The sequence below is a fragment of the Pseudarthrobacter sp. S6 genome (genome assembly GCF_050156575.1).
Taxonomy (GTDB): domain Bacteria; phylum Actinomycetota; class Actinomycetes; order Actinomycetales; family Micrococcaceae; genus Arthrobacter.
On record NZ_CP189581.1, the window covers coordinates 3,519,917 to 3,536,092 of the forward strand.

A 16,176-nucleotide genomic window follows, 5' to 3' on the forward strand; every position below is an offset into this window, starting at 1 on the left:
CTGGGTTTTGGAACCGCCGCGAATGCTGGGCTTCGGCCGGGCCCCGCTTGGCCGGCCCTCCGGTCCTGATAAGGGATCCTTTTGACAGGACTTGGACTCTTGGGCGTAGAAACCTGGCGGCTTGATCGCTCCGAGGCGGCTTCCTGTGGCGAGCTCTAGCGGTCAATGCAACCCACCGAAGACGGGGGAGTGATGCAACGACCGCTAGAACTCGCCTAAGGGATGAAGGCTACGTTGAGCTGGTGGGCAAATTTCACCGACCTTTGAAGACTGGCGCCCGCTTCTGTTGGAATGCCCGAAAGCCCTCCGCGTAGTCATCGGTCTTACAGAGCCTTGCCTGCTCGGCGTTCTCCTCGGCCATGGCGTCCCACAGGCCCAGCCGCTGATCGCGGATGTGCGCCACCAGCTCCTTGCTTGCTGTGAATGCGCCCGTGGCCCCGGTGGCAACCTTCGTCACAATTTCCCGGGTGTTGGCCAACAGTTCATCCGCCGGCATCGCCCGGCTGAACATTCCCCGGGAAACGGCCTCGGCACCGCTCATCAGCTCTGCCGTGTAGATCAGATCCAGCGTCCGGTGCATGCCCAGCCGTTCCGTGAAGTACCAGTGCCCGCCCGAATCCAGCGTGGCGCCCAGCTTGGCGAACGGCGAGCCGAACTTCGCATTCCCCGCCACGTACACCACGTCCGTGGCCAGCAGCAGGCCCAGACCCACGCCCAGACAGGCACCCTGCCCGGCGGCAAACGTCGGCGCCGGGAACGCACTCATCTTCTTCAGCAGAGGCTGCACCAGCCCGCCCAGGTACGCCTCGGCGTCGTCCGTCTCCGGCGTCACGCCCGAAATGTCCCGGCCGGCACAGAAGGCGCGGCCCTCTCCCCTCAGCAGCAGCGCCCGCACCTCACCACGCGAGGCGGCGGCGGCGGCGTCGTCGTACGCCAGAGTTAAATCAGCAAGCGCCTGCTCGTCCAGGGAGTTCAGCTTGTACGGCGCGTCCAGGACGATTTCGGCGACGTTATTGGCGATGGAGAGGGAGATCATGGGTTCCTTAGACGTCGAAGTCGACTGTTACGTCTTTGCTGGTGGGGTGGCTCTGGCAGGTCAGGACGTACCCCTTGTCCAGTTCATCCTGCTCGAGGGCGTAGTTTTCGTCCATGGTCACGGTGCCGGTGACCAGCTTGGCCCGGCACGTGCCGCACACTCCCCCGGCGCACGCGAACGGCACATCCGGGCGGACCCGCAGGGCGGCGTTCAGGATGGACTCGCGGGCGTGCGTGGGGCTGGCCACCTCGCCCTGCAGGCCGTCCAGCTTAAACGCGATCCTGTACGTCTCCTTTGACTCGTCCACCACCACGGGACGGCCGGCGTTCCCTTCCGGGCGGTCCGGCTTGCCCGACGTGAACAGCTCGAACCGCACGTGCTCCGGCTTCACCCCGCGCTCGGCCAGGGTGTCCCGGCACAGCTGCACCAGCTCGAACGGCCCGCACAGGAACCACTCGTCCACATCGTCGGCATGGATGGCGGTACCCAGCAGCTGCCGGAGCTTCCCGGCGTCGATCCGGCCGCTGAGCAGCGGCGCGATCCGCTGCTCACGGGACAGCACGTGGTGGATGGCCAGCCGCTGCGGGTACTTGTCCTTCAGGTCCGCCAGCTCCTCCAAGAACATCACGTCCATGGCGGCCTTGTTGGCGTAGATCAGGTCAAAGCGCGTCGCCGGGTTGGCGGCCAGCAGCGTGCGGGCGATCGCGATCACCGGGGTGATGCCCGAGCCCGCCGCGATGGCCACAAAGGTGCCCGGCTCCCCCGCGAGCTCGCCTGCCATTTCCTGCGGCCGGTTCATGGAGTTCATGACGTTCTGGTCCACGGCCTTGCCGTCCCGGCCGTGCTTGGACACAAACGCGCCCATGGGGCTCATGACGTCCAGGGTGTCCCCCGCCTTCAGCTCCGCATTGGCCCACGTGGAGAACATCCCGCCCAGGTCCTGCTTCACGGCCACCCGGATCTCGCTGGACCCGTCCGGGAACGTGCGCGGCTCGGCGCAGATGGAATAGCTGCGGCGCACCTCATGCGGCTCGCCGTTCTCATCCGCCAGCGTGGTGCGCAGGGCCACGTACTGGCCGGGCAGGTAGTCGAACTGTCCGGCGAGCTCCTGGGGCACTCCGAAGGTCACCTCGATGGCGTCCTCGGTCAGCCTTCTTACCTCGGTGACGGTCAGCGTGTGGAAGGACGGACGACCTCGGCCGCTGGCTAGCGCCGATTCGGCGGCGGTCTGGCGCACAACAGGCATGGGATTCCTTACAGGACTTTGAAGTAGTCGAACGGTTCCAGGCAGTCCTTGCAGACGTACAGCGCCTTGCAGGACGTGGAGCCGAACCGGGTGAGCTCCTTGGTGTTCAGGCTGGAGCACTGCGGGCACTTGACGGCCATTTGGAGGCGGATGGGGCCGTGGTGGCCGCCGGCTGCTGCCATGCCCGACGGCGGTGCGATGCCGTACTCCTGCAGCTTCGCCTTCCCTGCCTCCGTCATCCAGTCGGTGGTCCAGGCCGGCGCGAGCACCAGGTCCACCTCTGCTGTGTAGCCTTCCTTGGCGAACGCTGTCTTCAGGTCGTCACGGATGGCGTCCATGGCCGGGCAGCCCGAGTAGGTGGGCGTGATGGTGACGCGCACTCCTTGGTCCTCCGTCACGTGCACGTCGCGAAGGATCCCCAGGTCCTCAATGGTGAGCACCGGGATCTCGGGATCGCAGACGGTGGCCGCGATGTCCCACGCCTGCTGCTGTTGTGTCCGCTCCTGCGCCTGCTCCGGCGCGGCGGTGGCCACGGCGGTCACCAGCTTGCTCCGGGGTACTCGCGCGCCAGCACCTGCATCTCCGCGAGGAGGTAGCCCAAGTGCTCGGAGTGCCGGCCATGCCGCCCGCCGCCGGGGGCAGCCGGGACGTCCGGGACCTCCAACTCGGCTTCCTTGAGCACTTCGCCGGTCAGGCGGTCAAAGTCCGCTTTCAGCGTTGAAGGCACGACGGCGGCGCCCGCTTCAGCCAGGCGCGCGGTCAGCTCGTCGTCCTCGAAGAGCTCGGCAACGTAGGGCCACATCTGCTTCAAACCCTGGATCATCCTGGTCCGGGATTCCTCGGTGCCGCCGGCAAGGCGCAGGACCCACTGGGCGCTGTGGTCCCGGTGGTAGTCCACTTCCTTCACGGCCTTGGCGGCGATGGCGGCAAGCGTGGCGTCTGTGGATTGCGTGAGCCTGCGGTACAGCTCGAACTGGTAGTAGCTCACGATGAACTGCCGGGCGATGGTGGCCGCGAAGTCGCCGTTGGGCTGCTCAAAGATGGCGGCCGACCTGAACTCATGCTCGCGACGGAAGTAGGCCAGCTCGTCTTCGGTCTTGTCCCAGGCGCCACCGGCGTAGGTTAGGAAGCTCCGGGCGTGGCCCAGCTGGTCCAGGGCGATGTTGCCCAGGGCTACGTCCTCCTCCAACTCGGGACCGCGGGAGATCCAGTGGCCCAGGCGCTGCGCGAGGACCAGGCCGTCGTCCCCCAGGCGCAGCGCGTACTCGGCCACGTCCTCGGTGGGTTTGGCCAGGCCGGTGCGGACCTCCAGTGCGATGTCCTCCGGGCGCAGCGCGTTGCCGGGCGTGATGCGCGTGGCGGATGCTGGGCCCACGCCGACGAGGGCCCCGCTGCGAGCTTGCGAGCTGTGGGAGTCGGTGGGGATCACAGGTGCTTGACCCCTTCGCTCTTGGTGTAATACGTGGCGTGCCGGTAGTCCTTGCCCTGCGGGGACTCGAAGAAGGAGCCCTTGGCGTCGGGATCGCTGGCGGCGATGGCGTCGGCCGGGACCACCCAAATGGACACGCCCTCGTTGCGGCGGGTGTAGAGGTCGCGGGCGTTGCGCAGGGCCATGGCGGCATCCGGTGCGTGAAGGGATCCGGCATGGACGTGGGACAGCCCGCGGCTGGACCGGACAAAGACCTCCCACAGGCCCCAGGCGCTGCCGTCGGTGGTTGACGTCACCTCTGGGCCCACGCCGACCGGGGTCCCCGGCCGAGCTTGCGAGGTTGGGGAGTCGGTGGGGATCATGCTGCTTGTTCCTTCGTCTTCATTGACTGTTTTGCTGCGTAAGCCGCGGCTGCTTCGCGGACCCAGGCGCCGTCGTCGTGCGCTTCCCTCCGGCGCTCCAGGCGCTGGGCGTTGCAGGGGCCGCGGCCGGCGAGGACTTCGTGGAATTCATTCCAGTCCAGCGGGCCGTGTTCCCACTTGTTGGTGTCCTCGTTGAAGCGGATCTCGCTGTCCGGGAGGGTGAGGCCCAGTACGCGGACCTGCTCCACCATCATGCCCACGAAGCGGCTGCGGAGTTCGTCGTTGCTGAAGCGCTTGATGTTCCAGGCCATGGACTGCTTGGAATTGGGCGAATCGTCGTCCGGCGGGCCGAACATCATCAGCGCCGGGGCGTACCAGCGGTCCACGGCGTCCTGGGCCATCTGCTTCTGCTCCGGGGTGCCGTGGGCGAGTTCCAGCAGGATCTCGAAGCCCTGGCGCTGGTGGAACGATTCCTCCTTGCAGACGCGCACCATGGCGCGGCCGTAGGGGCCGTAGGAGGCGCGGCACAGCGGCACCTGGTTGCAGATGGCGGCGCCGTCCACCAGCCAGCCGATGGCACCCATGTCCGCCCAGGTCCGGGCCGGGTAGTTGAAGATGGACGAGTAGCGGGCCTTGCCGGCGATGAGATCGGCCATCATCTTGTCCCTGCTCTGGCCGAGCGTCTCGGCAGCGGAGTACAAGTAGAGCCCGTGGCCGGCCTCGTCCTGGACCTTCGCCATCAGGATGGCCTTGCGCTTCAGGCTCGGGGCGCGGGAGATCCAGTTGGCTTCCGGCTGCATCCCGATGATCTCCGAGTGGGCGTGCTGGGAGATCTGGCGCAGGAGGGTCTTGCGGTAGGCGTCCGGCATCCAGTCTTTTGGTTCAATGCGGGAATCCTCGGCCATCACGCGGTCGAAGTTGGCCCGACCGTCTGCTTCTTGGCTGTCCGCGTTGCGCTGGGCGTTGGCTTCCATGGTTGCTCCTATGCACCTGCCTGGATTTGGTCCGACTTATTTACCGACCGTTCGTTCAGGATATGCGGCGAGTGCGGAGGGCGTCAAGGAGGGGCCTGGGGTTGACCCCTAAAGCATCCGGGAACATCGGTGGGAGGCGATCCAGCCGGACCGCCGCCCCGGGCAGCGCCGGCCCGTCCGAATCCCACGTTCCGTCCGCCAGTACGCCGCCGTTGCCTGGTCTCGCTCCATTTCGTGACACAAATGCGCCGGTACGCTGTTCTGCCTCATCGCGGCCATAGACTGGTCACGCTCGGCCAAGTAATGGACGGGCACGAATTTCGGACACGAGTCGTTCCGAGTCGTTGATCGCGGTTGTGGGGGCATCGTGGTTTTGCCCTCACACCTGTCTCAGGTGGGATAGTGGGGGCGTCTTGAACCGTCAGCTTGGCAGTAAGTACATTCTTGAAGACAGCATCGGCCGGGGGGCCATGGGTGAGGTCTTCCGGGGGCACGACCATCAGGGCACCGCCTTGGCGTTCAAAGTTCTGCATCCGGACCTCGCAAGCGATGCCGACGTCGTGGGCAGGTTTGTCAAAGAACGCGGCATCCTGGAAGCGCTCAAGAGCCCCAATCTGGTGGGCGTGGTGGACCTTGTTGTTGAGGGCGCAACCCTGGCAATCGTCATGGAACTAGTGGACGGACCGGATCTCCGGTCATACCTCAGCCAGCGCGGAACCCTCGCCCCGTCCGAAGTGTGCCGGATCGGCTCTGCCGTGGCCACGGGCCTGGCAGCAGTCCATGCCGCCGGAATAGTCCACCGCGACATCAAGCCGGAGAACGTCCTCATGAAGGACTCTGATAGCCACGCCCTTCCCAAGCTGACAGACTTCGGCATTTCCTCATTGGTGGATACCGAACGCGCCCGCAGCACCATGCTGGTGGGAACTCCCCAGTACATCGCCCCGGAAGTCAGCGAAGGCCACGATGTCACGGCCTCGTCGGACCTGTATGCCCTGGGCATCATGCTCTACGAACTGGCCTGCGGGGTCACGCCCTTCGCCGGCGGTTCGGTGATGGCAGTGCTGCGCCGGCACAGCGATGTTCTTCCCGGCCGCCCGGACTCCCTTCCGGACGAACTGTGGGACCTCATTTCGTGGCTGCTGAACAAGCAGCCCGGACAGCGTCCGCCCACTGCCAGGCAGGTAGCCACCATCCTTGACGCGCTGGGCCCTTCCCTGACCAATTTCCCTCCGGGCCAGGTTCTGACAGAACCGCCGGCTCCTGTCACCGGCCTCCAGTCCGGTGTGACCATGGCAGTGCCGTTCACCCAACTGCCCGCCACGTCGGCACTTCCGCGCCAGGGCGCGCCGGACAGGCCCGCTGCCCTGCCGCTTCCCCCTGCGCCTGCGCCGGCAGCTGCGGCCTCAGTGCCCGACAAGCCAAATAAGAAGCGGCGTCTGGTGATAATCGCCGGAATCGCGGCGGCCGTGCTGGCTGTTTCCGCCGGCGCATTCACGGCCGTCAACGCGCTGAGCGGCGCCGGCAAGGACGCAACGGCAAGCGAGACCGCTGTGGCGTCGCAGTCGGCCACCGCAACATCTTCCATTTCGCCTTCAGCATCTGCCTCCGCGCAGAGCACTTCGTCCGCCAGTGCCAGCGCGGCTGCGTCGGCATCGGGCTTCGTGAATGTAGTGGGCAAGCTCCTGCCTGACGCACAGAAGACCCTGGGCACTTCTGTAACCGTGCAAGTGGTGGACAAGTATGACGCCACCAAGCCTGACGGCACGGTGCTGGCACAGGCAGCGGTGACCGGGTCGACGTCGCGCATTGAACTGACGGTGGCGCGCTCGGAAGTAGTGGCGTACCTGGCAGACCGGATCCCCGTCAGCGGCCGCTGGGGCAACTTTGAACCGGCAGTCACTATCTCCGGGACCACATACGCGCACAGCGTTGCCGCGCAAACCTGCGGCTACAACTCGGGCGAATCCGTTGAGTACAACCTGGGCCGCAACTACCAGACGTTCAATGCCACCGCTGGCTTGGGGGATGGCTCCCAGGACAGTACGGCGGTGGTCCTGGTGGAAGTCTTCGCCGACGGCCGCAAGGTGTCGAGCCAATCGGTGACGTATGGTCAAGCGTTCCCTATCAACGCTGACATGACGGACGTACTGCGTATGAAGATCCAATGGCAGCCAACCTCGTGCAACAAGAACAACGGCTCAGCGAACCTTGCGCTGGGCAGTGCGAAGCTCCTGGGTCTGCCTGGCCGCGTACCCGTACCCACTACGGCACCGTGATGACAGCAGCGGGAACCCATCTTGAAGTCCGCTTCGGCGTCCGCTCCTGGGTACTTGCGCCGGGCGATTCAGCCCGGATCGGGCGGGGCACCGAGGTGGAAATCAGCGTCCCGGAGCCGTCCGTTTCGCGGATCCATGCCTTCGTCCACTACGACGACGGTTGGTGGATCCAGGATGAGGGGAGTGCCGCCGGGCTCTGGGTAGGAGGCAGGCACGAGCCCCATGCCAGGATCGACGCCGCCACCTTCGCCCATTTAGGCAATCCAGAGTCGGGTGCACCCGAGGTCACCCTGACGCTGCGCGCGCCCGAGCGTGCGCCCGCCGCTTTCGCGGCCGGTCCTGCCCCGGCAATGCTCACGGCAGGGACTGTGCGGCTGGGCCGCGGCGCGGGGAACGACGTCGCGATCTCCGACGTAATGGCCTCGCGGAACCACGCGGTTCTTCGTCCGGCCGGAATGCAGATCCTGGTTGAAGACCTGGGCAGCCTCAACGGCACCTTCCTTAACGGCCGGCGCGTTTCCGGAGAGGCCACCGCCCAGCCTGGCGACCGGCTCACGATCGGCAATACCGACTACCGGATCGCCATGGCCGGCACGGGCCTGACAGTCGAGAAAGTTCCGGACGGGGAAGGCCTGCGGCTGGATTCGGTTGGCTATGAGATCCGCGATGGACGCAAGGCTAAGGCGCTGCTCCGGGACGTCGACTTCGCCTCCGCCCACGGACGCCTGCTGGCGGTCATCGGCCCGTCGGGTGCCGGAAAATCCACGCTTATGAGCGTCATGACCGGCGCCAACCGTCCGACGTCGGGCAGCGTCCGTTTCGATGACCAGGACATCAACAAGAACTACGAAGCCCTCCGCACCCGGATCGGGTTTGTCCCGCAGGAGGATATCCTGCACCGGACCCTGACCGTCCGGCAGGCCTTGGAGTTCGCCGCCAGGCTTCGCCTGCCCGCGGATACAACTGCCGAAGAGCGCCGCGCGCAGATCGACAGCGTCCTGGCGCAATTGGGTCTGGTGGAGCACGCCGGAACGAAGGTCAGCAGGCTGTCCGGCGGGCAGCGAAAACGTGCGTCCGTGGCCCTGGAGCTGTTGACTGAACCCTCACTGCTGATCCTGGACGAACCCACGTCCGGGCTGGACCCCGCCATGGACAAACAGGTGATGGACACGCTGCGGCAGCTCGCCAACGCAGGGCGCGTGGTGGTGGTAGTGACGCACAATGTGGCCAACCTGGGGGTCTGCGACCAGGTGATTCTCCTAGCCAAGGGCGGATTGCCCGCCTACGCGGGGCGGCCCGACACCATCCTGTCCCACTTCAAGACGGCCGACTGGGCCGGTGTGTTCAAGAAAGCCTCCGAGGAAGCGGACGAGCTTTACGGAAACTTCCGCAAACTGAACCCTGCCGAGCCTAACGTCCACCCGGAGCCCTCGGACGTGGCGACAGCACCACCGGCAGCAGCTGCTCCGCCGACGACGTCCCGCATCCGCCAATTGCGGGCGATCATCACACGGCAACTGTTCCTACTCTGGGCAGACAAGGGCTACTTCATCTTCCTGACGCTTCTGCCCCTCGTTCTGGGCGGCCTCGCATTAGTGGTTCCCGGCACTAAAGGCTTCGGCACACCCACGCTAAAAGAAATAGGCGAACCCAGCCAACTTCTCGTGGTACTGATTTTCGGGTCCGCGTTTATGGGAATGGCGCTTTCCGCCAGGGATTTGGTCAGCGAAAGAGCTATTTTCCGTCGCGAGAATGCAGTCGGCTTGCGCCCTGGACCTTATCTTCTTGCTAAATCAATTGTCTGCACCGTTGTGTGCTTTATTCAGTCTGCCGTGATGACGGGAATTGTCTTGGTTGGGAAGCCCGCGCCCGACAATTATCTGGTGTCCGAAATTCCGGGACTGGAAATCTTCTTCGCCATTGCCCTGACGGCCTGCGTGTGCAGTTTCCTGGGGCTGGCCATGTCCGCCTGGGTCCAGACCTCGGAGCAGGTGATGCCGCTGCTGGTTGTCACTGCCATGGCCATGCTTGTCCTCGCCGGCGGCCTGATTCCCGTCACTGGCCGGGCCGGCCTGGAGCAGGTCTCCTGGCTGTCCCCCACCCGCTGGGGCTTTGCCATCGGGGCGCAGTCCATTGATTTGAAGGCGTTGGTGCCCACCACCGAGGATGACTGGCTGTGGACCCACTCGCTCAAGCGTGCAGGCCTCGCCACGGGGGCGCTGCTGGCGCTGGGGGCCTTCTCCTGGATCCTTGCCTGGGCGCGGCTGATCAAACTGCCGCGGAACAACGGGTAGCGGCATTCCGTCCCAGGAGTGCCCTCAGCTGCAGGCCACCGTCGATTCCGAATTGCCGCTGGGGTTCATGACCTTGACGTAGGCCCCCGCGACTCCGGCCAGGGCCTGGCACGCGTCCGAGGCGCTGGTGTAGGGACCGCTGTAGACGGCGTAGATCCGCGTACCGTTCTTTGAGACTTGGTTCAGGGCACTGCAGCTTCCTTCTGTCACCAAGTAGCTGCTGCCAGGGTAGGCGTTCAGTGACTTCTGGATCTCGGTAGCGTAGCTGCCGGGGGTGATAGCCGAAGCGTAAAACGTCAGGTACTGGCCGTCGCACGGCACAATCTTCACCGGCACAGTAAGTCCGAGATCCAGGCTGGAGATTCCGGAACCCGCATTCGCCGTCGCGGCCGCCGGAGGCGCGGTTTCGGCCACGGGCGGCGGGCTGGTGATGACAGGTGCCATCTGGAACGTCGGCGTGGAAATGGCGCTGGGTGAAGCTGCCGACGGCGTTGCGGACGCTGCGCTGGAGGCGGAGGCTGCGCTGGAGCCGGAGACTGCCGGTGCGGCACTGGACGGCGCCGCCCCATCGAACCCGGCCAGTGCGGAGAGTCCCGGGATGAACACAACAGCCGCCGCCCCCACGGCCGCAAGGAGAAGAAGCCCCGCGAAGACCAGCAGGGCTATCCGGCCCCTTCGCGGCCCTGTGTTGCCGGACGGCACGCCTGCAGGACCGGGCGCGGGCGGGGGTGGCGGAGGCGGCTGCGACATTGTGTGGTCCTTACGTGGCTTTGGTGGCGATTGAAGGGTTGTTGGCCAGCCACCCCATGAGGGCTTCGGTCAGCCGGCCGTAGCCGGCCCGGTTGGGATGCAGAAGTTCCTGCGCAGCGCTTTGCTTCTGGGCTGCGTCAATGAGCGCAGTGGGCAGAACGGTGTGGACGTAAGGCTCCTGACCACAGGCGCCATGGCCCGCCAAAGCGTCCTCGGTGGCGGGGACAAAATGGATGCCTGGGTACGAGGCCGCGGCTTCTTCCGCACCCCTGCGGATAGAGCTGTTCAGGGCGGCCGTCAGCTCCCTGGCGAAACCGGCCTCCGCCGGGCTGATCCGGCCGCACTCCCCAGAGGTCTCCCCAAAGAGCTGTGGGTACGCAGGGGCCAGGACTGTTTTGCCGTCGACCCGGTCCGCCACGCGGCGGTATGCGCCCGCCAGTGCGTCGGTCAACGCTCCTGCAGACCGGAGCGCTCCCGCTGTGAACGCCGGGTCGAAGGTGCAGTCGGCTTCTGAGAGGACGCATTGATTGAATATCTCGGCGAAGCGCATGTCGTTGCCACCCAGCATCACCAACGTGATGTCAGGGGCCTCGCCGGAAATCGCCTCCAGCTGGGCTGGTTCGGCGCGGGCGTTGAACTCTTCGTCCTGCTGAACAGCGTCAAGGTTCCGGATGATGGCCCGGGAACACCCTGCGTTGGTGAGGTCTGCAGCCGTCCCGGAAAACCAGCCAGCCGCGCTTCGGTGGCAGCGCTGCTGCGGCCCGTCCGTGCCGCTGAAGTAGCTGCCGGCACCCTCACCCGCCGCCAGGGAATCCCCCAGTAGCATGATGGTCACCCCGGCTAAGGCGGCGGGGTCCTGCGGCGGCTGAACGGGCTGGGGCGAGGAAGCAGTGGCTGTGGCGACCGAAGTCGGTCCTGCCGCGGTGGGCGTGGCGGGAGCGACCGCCTGTCCCACGCCGGTGAGCGCAGCAACGGTGGCCGCGGCAAGAATTGCCACGGCCACCGAGGCTGGCCGTTTTTTCACTCCCGGCGCTGCGCCAGGGCTGCGTCGATTTCGGGGTCCTGCTGCTCGGCAAGCCAGGTGAGGAGAGCCGGATAGGCCGCAGGGTTTCCGGCAATCAGGGCGCGGGCCTGCGGAAACTGCGCGGCGATCTCATAGAGGCGGGCAGGCGGCGCTTCGGGATCGGCCGACTCCGCCAGGATCCGGGCCAGCGCCTCGTCTACCTGAACTGCCGTGCCCCCACCCTGCATCTCCGGCTCGCTGCCGGAGGCGCCATGGACCACGGGGGCCGGCTGGAAGGCGTCGCTCGGCTGGAAGGCTACATCCGGCGTCGTGCTTTCCGGCTGGCTCCACACGGGCGCGGGATTCTCAAAGGTGAAACCGCCCTGGACGGCGTTACCGGCAGTCCGGAAAGCTTCCCGCTGGGACGTTGAACCGAACATCGACAGAACCAGGGCTACCGGGAGCGCAAAAGCGATCAGCAGGCCCGGTGTACCGTTCCACGCCATGTGGGCCGTGGCAGCCATGATGACGATGACGAGGCCAAGAATGAACAGCACCGCAGCGTAACCGGCCGTGACAAGGTAGGACTGCCTGGTGTGCTGCTTCAGGGCAGACTTTGCGACGAAGCCGCCTGCCGCGCCGACCACTGCCAGGAAGATAACCACGACCCAGGGGACCGCATTGGCGGCCACGCCGTAGCCTGCGTAGGTTGCGTAGGAAATCAGCACGAGCGCGGACACCACCACCAGCAGGGCCAGGACGATGATCGCGAGCGTTGTAAGCACCCGGGTCCTCGCCAGGGCGCCGTTGGCGTCCCCCGCCTCGGCGTGGGTGCAAATCCTGGCCACTGAGGGAGACGCCGCCAGCGCTCCGAAGGCCATCCAGAAGAAGATACTGAGCTCTGGCGAGAATGCCTGGAAGTTGAGTGAGGTCACGGTTACGGCGGGGATGAGTGCCAACAGCGCCATTCCGGTACCGGCCACGCCCACACCGATTCCGATGAGGCGGCGCAGATTGTGCCCGCGGCTTGCCCCGTTGGCGGTCCAGACCAGGAGGGCCACATTGGCTGCTGCGAGCAGGACAGTGGCAAGCGTGCTAGCCCACTCGACGGACGGCATCAGGGTCATCCGTTCAATGAACTGAACCACAGAGAGCACACCGACGACGACGGCGAAACCGAGGAGCGCGATGCCCCACCGCTTATCCGTGGTTGCGTCCGCCGCTGCCGATCCCAGCTCCGCGCGGCGGGGTTGGGCCGCCAAAATCGCCCCGGCGAGGCCAAATGCCATGGCCGGACCCAGACCGCTCTTGTTGATCAGTTCCAGGACCAGGTAGACCAGCACGAGTACAAAGTACGGGGCGTTGGCAGCAAACCGGGCCAGCTGTGTCTTCCGGTAATCCCAGGCGTGCCCGAAGACCCCGGAACGCCAAAGGTAAGGAATTGCAATGCTGAACATACTCACCAGCGTGATGAGGATGACGTCGATCCTTGTGGCCGCGACGCTCCCGGCGGCGGTGGTGCCGTAAGTCCAGACCATGAACATGGAGATCAGGAGGAGGAAGACCGACAGTCCGTCCCGGACGTAATCGGACACAGGCACGGATGCGAACGCACCCGACGTCACGCGGGGTGCTGGAGCGAGGCCCTGGTGCGGGTTTTCGTGCGTGGCCTGCTGGGCTTTGGGCTGGGGCTGTTGGGCTTGGGCCTGCTGAGCTGGGGCCTGTTGCGGCGTTCCGCAGGAGGTGCAGAACCGTGCGCCCGGCGCAAGCTGGCCTCCGCAATTGGTGCAGTAAGACATGACTGCCTTTCAGTGGTTGATGGAAGTGCGGGAGCGGCTGTTTCGCCGGCTACTGGTTCTCATAAGACAGGTCGAGGTATGCGTAGCCCGAAAAGTAACTCTTGGAGGATGTGGACTCCACATCCAGCATGAGAGTGTGGCTTCCCACGCCCACGGGGATGCCTGTGCTCTTCCCGACAGTGGGATCAACGTCATAGCTCTTTCCGTTGATGGTGGCTACGATCTTGATGCCGGAGCTTGTGCCGGAAGTCGGTTTCAGCAAGAGCGCGCCGGCCCGGTCCGTGGGCACGGTGACGCTAAAGCTCTTTGACGACGACGAGATGTACGTGCTGGAAACGGATTTGCTTCCACTGATGGTTGCCGGCTCCACGTATTCCAGGATGTGGATCTTGCCCTTAAGCCCTGCGCTCTTGCCCGTGCGGGCAGCATCCCGGAATTCGCTCCCCGCCCAGGCCATGACCTTGTACTCACCTGGTTCGAAGGTGACGGAGTTGTAGTCGCCCGTGGCGACGCCTCCCTTTTCCTCCTTGCCGTCGGCGGAATAGAGCCTCACCGCGCCAAGGGTGGACTTGTTCTCAAGCTGTAACTTGGTGGCCTCTTCCAGCTTGAGAGTGGACACCGCGTACCCGGCATTGTTGAAGTCGAGGTCCTTGGACTCGCCCAGGCTGATCGAACCTGAGGCAGCCTGCGAACGCGCCAGGCTGCTCACAGCCAGTGACTGCTCATGCGTAAGGCTCTTCACGGCGCTGACCAGGTGATCAGCCGCAGAGTCCAGGACGCTGACCCGCCATTTGCCGTCCTCATTTACCGTGGTCAGGGCAAACTTGCCATCGTGCGAGAGGAGGGCACTGACCCAGTTGATCTCGCCGTAGCCATATCCACTGGTCTGGTAGGCCGAACCGTTGAGGCAGTTGCCATCCTGGCTGGAGGAACTGTTCTTGAAGCACTTGTCCGTCAGAGTGAACTTGTCACTGCTGCCTGTGGAGACGTTGATTTGGCTGACGTAGGCCTGTGCCCGGTTGCCTTCACGGGGACCTTCGGTGAAGTCCACGTTGCCAAAGGAAAACTTGGAACTGGAGCTCGTGTTGACCTTGTTCCACAGATGCCCGTAGAGGTACAGGATGTTGGCTTCGTCCTTGACCAGGAACGGCGCAACCTGCGAAGCAGTCTGTGACTGGGACGCCTGGACAGCCGATTTGGCTGCGCTCTGCGGGCTATCGCCGCCTGTCTGGCTGGACGCCGGGATAAATCCGCGCGGTGTTGCCTGGTAGCTGTTGACAGCCTCCAGCACTGAACCGGCCACGTTGATGTACCAGCGCCCGTCCTTCTTGGTCGCCAGTAACGACAGGCCGGAGTTGGACGGCCCCAGGTCACTGATGTCCAAGGTCTGGTCTGTGACCGAAGCATTTTCAAAGTTGTCCACGAAGGAACGGATGGCGCCCTTGGTCTGGGCCGGATCGACGTGCAGTTTGATCTCGCCGCTGCTGATGTGAACCACTGCAACGTCCTCGGACACCTGGCTGACGGAGGGGTTGATCCCCGAGAACGTCACATCCACGCCGTCGAATACGAGCTCTGAACCTGCGTCCGCGCTGTCCTTCGTGGAAACGGACTTGGCAGCGTCGGCGATGCCCTCATCCTTGACCTTCTTCACAACTGCATCCTGGACCCGCATCACCGCGTCGCGCTCGTGCGGTGACACCATGGTGAAGAGTCCCACCAAGTCCTTGTTGGTCACAGCCTCGAGGGACTTCGTGACCGCCTGCTCGGGGCTGTCCGCACCACCGCGCAGGATGTTGGTCAGCACAATGGCGCCCACTACACCCGCGATGGCGAGCACGCCCAGCACAGACAACAGAATTGTCAGGCGCCGCGACAGCTTGAAGGACTTGCGCGGCGTCCTGGGCTGGGGGGCGGGCGGAGGCGCAGCTCCCGGGTTGACTTGGTCAGTCAGCAGGACACGGGAACCGCATGACGCACAAAATTGTGCTCGCGGCGCGAGAGCCGTCCCGCACGCCGGGCAGAATGACGCGGCTCCGCTCGGTGTTCCATCCTTTGTGGACTCACTAAAAATGGTCTGTTCCACGGCATTCCCCCAAATGTTTTTATGTGTCTCCATAGAACATTCGATGGAGATTTATAAGTCAAAGCTTAGATTAGAGGGACGATGCCGCCACTGCAAGTCGGTATGAACATACTTACTGGAAACATTTCAAGTCAATGCAAAAGCATGGGGAACGCTGAGCTTTTCAGTCCTATTTCAGCTGCTCCCAGCCCTACCTCCGTATTCCGGCAATACAACGCATAGGCGGTCCTAAAACAAGCCGAAAAATAGCCAAGCTTTTCCACAAAAGTCCGGTTAACGACGTCGTGCGTTCACTGGGGTTCTACAAGCTCGATCACCACCTCATGACACGGCCGGAGCTGGCCAACCTGGCCCACTTGCGCCGGGCCCGTGACCTGATCGACCGTGACTACGCCCGGCCGCTGGACGTGCCCACCATGGCCGCCAGGGCCCTCATATCAGCGGCGCACTTCTCCCGCCAGTTCAAGGCCGCCTACGGTGAGACGCCGTACAACTACCTCATGACGCGGCCGATCGAACGCGCCATGGCGCTGCTGCGCGCCGGCGCCAGCGTGACCGACGCGTGCATGGAAGTGGGCTCTACGTCCCTGGGTTCGTTCAGCTCGCGGTTCACCGAGATCGTCGGCATGACGCCCAGCGCCTACCGGGCCCGCGAACACCACGCCGTGAAAGCGATACCCCCATGCATCGCCCGCAGCACACCCGGCCCGCACGCAAACCGAGCAGGATTGAAGAAGCCTCTTCCTAGCCCGAATTTTTCATGAAGGTCGGGCTGGCCTCCGGGTCCCGGTTTGATTCTCGTCCGGGTTGATTCTTTGGTTTCGGGCGCGCTGGTGGGGCCGGGTGTCGCTGGTTGGGCGTCGGGTTCCACGTCTCCGATGGGTCGCGCTGGTCGTTGTTGGGGTGGCCGGGTGGCTT

General features: G+C 64.8%; 13 protein-coding genes. 3 read left to right on the forward strand and 10 right to left on the reverse strand.

What is annotated here, in order from left to right:
- Positions 1-253: 253 nt before the first annotated feature.
- Genes ACQCS0_RS16890 through paaA form a run of 6 tightly spaced genes read right to left on the reverse strand, consistent with a single transcriptional unit; the run spans position 254 to position 5,047 of the window.
- Positions 254-1,036 (reverse strand): enoyl-CoA hydratase/isomerase family protein, encoded by a 783-nt coding sequence (locus ACQCS0_RS16890; protein ID WP_426939911.1) that lies wholly within the window; start codon positions 1,034-1,036, stop codon positions 254-256.
- Between the two features lie 7 nt (positions 1,037-1,043).
- On the reverse strand, positions 1,044-2,282 hold the full coding sequence (gene paaE / locus ACQCS0_RS16895; RefSeq protein WP_426939912.1) for a 1,2-phenylacetyl-CoA epoxidase subunit PaaE: 1,239 nt from the start codon (positions 2,280-2,282) through the stop codon (positions 1,044-1,046).
- Between the two features lie 8 nt (positions 2,283-2,290).
- Positions 2,291-2,824 (reverse strand): 1,2-phenylacetyl-CoA epoxidase subunit PaaD, encoded by a 534-nt coding sequence (paaD, locus tag ACQCS0_RS16900; RefSeq protein WP_426939913.1) that lies wholly within the window; start codon positions 2,822-2,824, stop codon positions 2,291-2,293.
- Positions 2,821-3,711 (reverse strand): 1,2-phenylacetyl-CoA epoxidase subunit PaaC, encoded by an 891-nt coding sequence (gene paaC / locus ACQCS0_RS16905; RefSeq protein ID WP_426939914.1) that lies wholly within the window; start codon positions 3,709-3,711, stop codon positions 2,821-2,823. The genes paaD and paaC overlap by 4 nt, the downstream gene beginning before the upstream one ends.
- Complete coding sequence (gene paaB, locus ACQCS0_RS16910; RefSeq protein ID WP_426939915.1) at positions 3,708-4,073, reverse strand: 1,2-phenylacetyl-CoA epoxidase subunit PaaB; 366 nt, start codon at positions 4,071-4,073, stop codon at positions 3,708-3,710. The genes paaC and paaB overlap by 4 nt, the downstream gene beginning before the upstream one ends.
- Positions 4,070-5,047 (reverse strand): 1,2-phenylacetyl-CoA epoxidase subunit PaaA, encoded by a 978-nt coding sequence (gene paaA, locus ACQCS0_RS16915; RefSeq protein WP_426939916.1) that lies wholly within the window; start codon positions 5,045-5,047, stop codon positions 4,070-4,072. The genes paaB and paaA overlap by 4 nt, the downstream gene beginning before the upstream one ends.
- Positions 5,048-5,460: 413 nt before the next feature.
- On the opposite strand from paaA, the gene ACQCS0_RS16920 reads away from it, so the two are divergent.
- Positions 5,461-7,326: a protein kinase domain-containing protein gene (locus ACQCS0_RS16920; protein WP_354155288.1), complete on the forward strand. Its 1,866-nt coding sequence runs from the start codon at positions 5,461-5,463 to the stop codon at positions 7,324-7,326.
- Positions 7,326-9,620 carry an ATP-binding cassette domain-containing protein gene (locus tag ACQCS0_RS16925; protein ID WP_354155287.1) on the forward strand — a complete coding sequence of 765 codons (2,295 nt, stop codon included), beginning with the start codon at positions 7,326-7,328 and terminating at the stop codon, positions 9,618-9,620. Before ACQCS0_RS16920 ends, ACQCS0_RS16925 begins: the two co-directional genes overlap by 1 nt.
- Before the next feature lie 24 nt (positions 9,621-9,644).
- Here the strand turns inward: ACQCS0_RS16925 and ACQCS0_RS16930 are convergent, their stop codons facing one another.
- From ACQCS0_RS16930 to ACQCS0_RS16945, 4 genes are read right to left on the reverse strand one after another with little or no spacing between them, the layout of a single operon-like run.
- Complete coding sequence (locus ACQCS0_RS16930) at positions 9,645-10,370, reverse strand: hypothetical protein (protein ID WP_354155286.1); 726 nt, start codon at positions 10,368-10,370, stop codon at positions 9,645-9,647.
- A 10-nt stretch (positions 10,371-10,380) separates the two neighbouring features.
- The gene (locus ACQCS0_RS16935; protein WP_426938823.1) at positions 10,381-11,367 is read right to left on the reverse strand and encodes a GDSL-type esterase/lipase family protein; all 987 of its coding nucleotides are present in this window, start codon (positions 11,365-11,367) and stop codon (positions 10,381-10,383) included.
- Positions 11,368-11,390: 23 nt separating this feature from the next.
- A complete protein-coding gene (locus tag ACQCS0_RS16940) occupies positions 11,391-13,172 on the reverse strand; it encodes a zinc ribbon domain-containing protein (protein ID WP_354155284.1) in 1,782 nt (593 codons plus the stop codon).
- A gap of 49 nt (positions 13,173-13,221) precedes the next feature.
- Positions 13,222-15,027, reverse strand: coding sequence for a hypothetical protein (locus tag ACQCS0_RS16945; RefSeq protein WP_426939917.1), 1,806 nt, complete (start codon positions 15,025-15,027; stop codon positions 13,222-13,224).
- Between the two features lie 554 nt (positions 15,028-15,581).
- Between ACQCS0_RS16945 and ACQCS0_RS16950 the strand changes: the two genes are divergently transcribed.
- On the forward strand, positions 15,582-16,022 hold the full coding sequence (locus ACQCS0_RS16950) for an AraC family transcriptional regulator (RefSeq protein ID WP_354155282.1): 441 nt from the start codon (positions 15,582-15,584) through the stop codon (positions 16,020-16,022).
- The last annotated feature ends 154 nt before the right edge of the window (positions 16,023-16,176 follow it).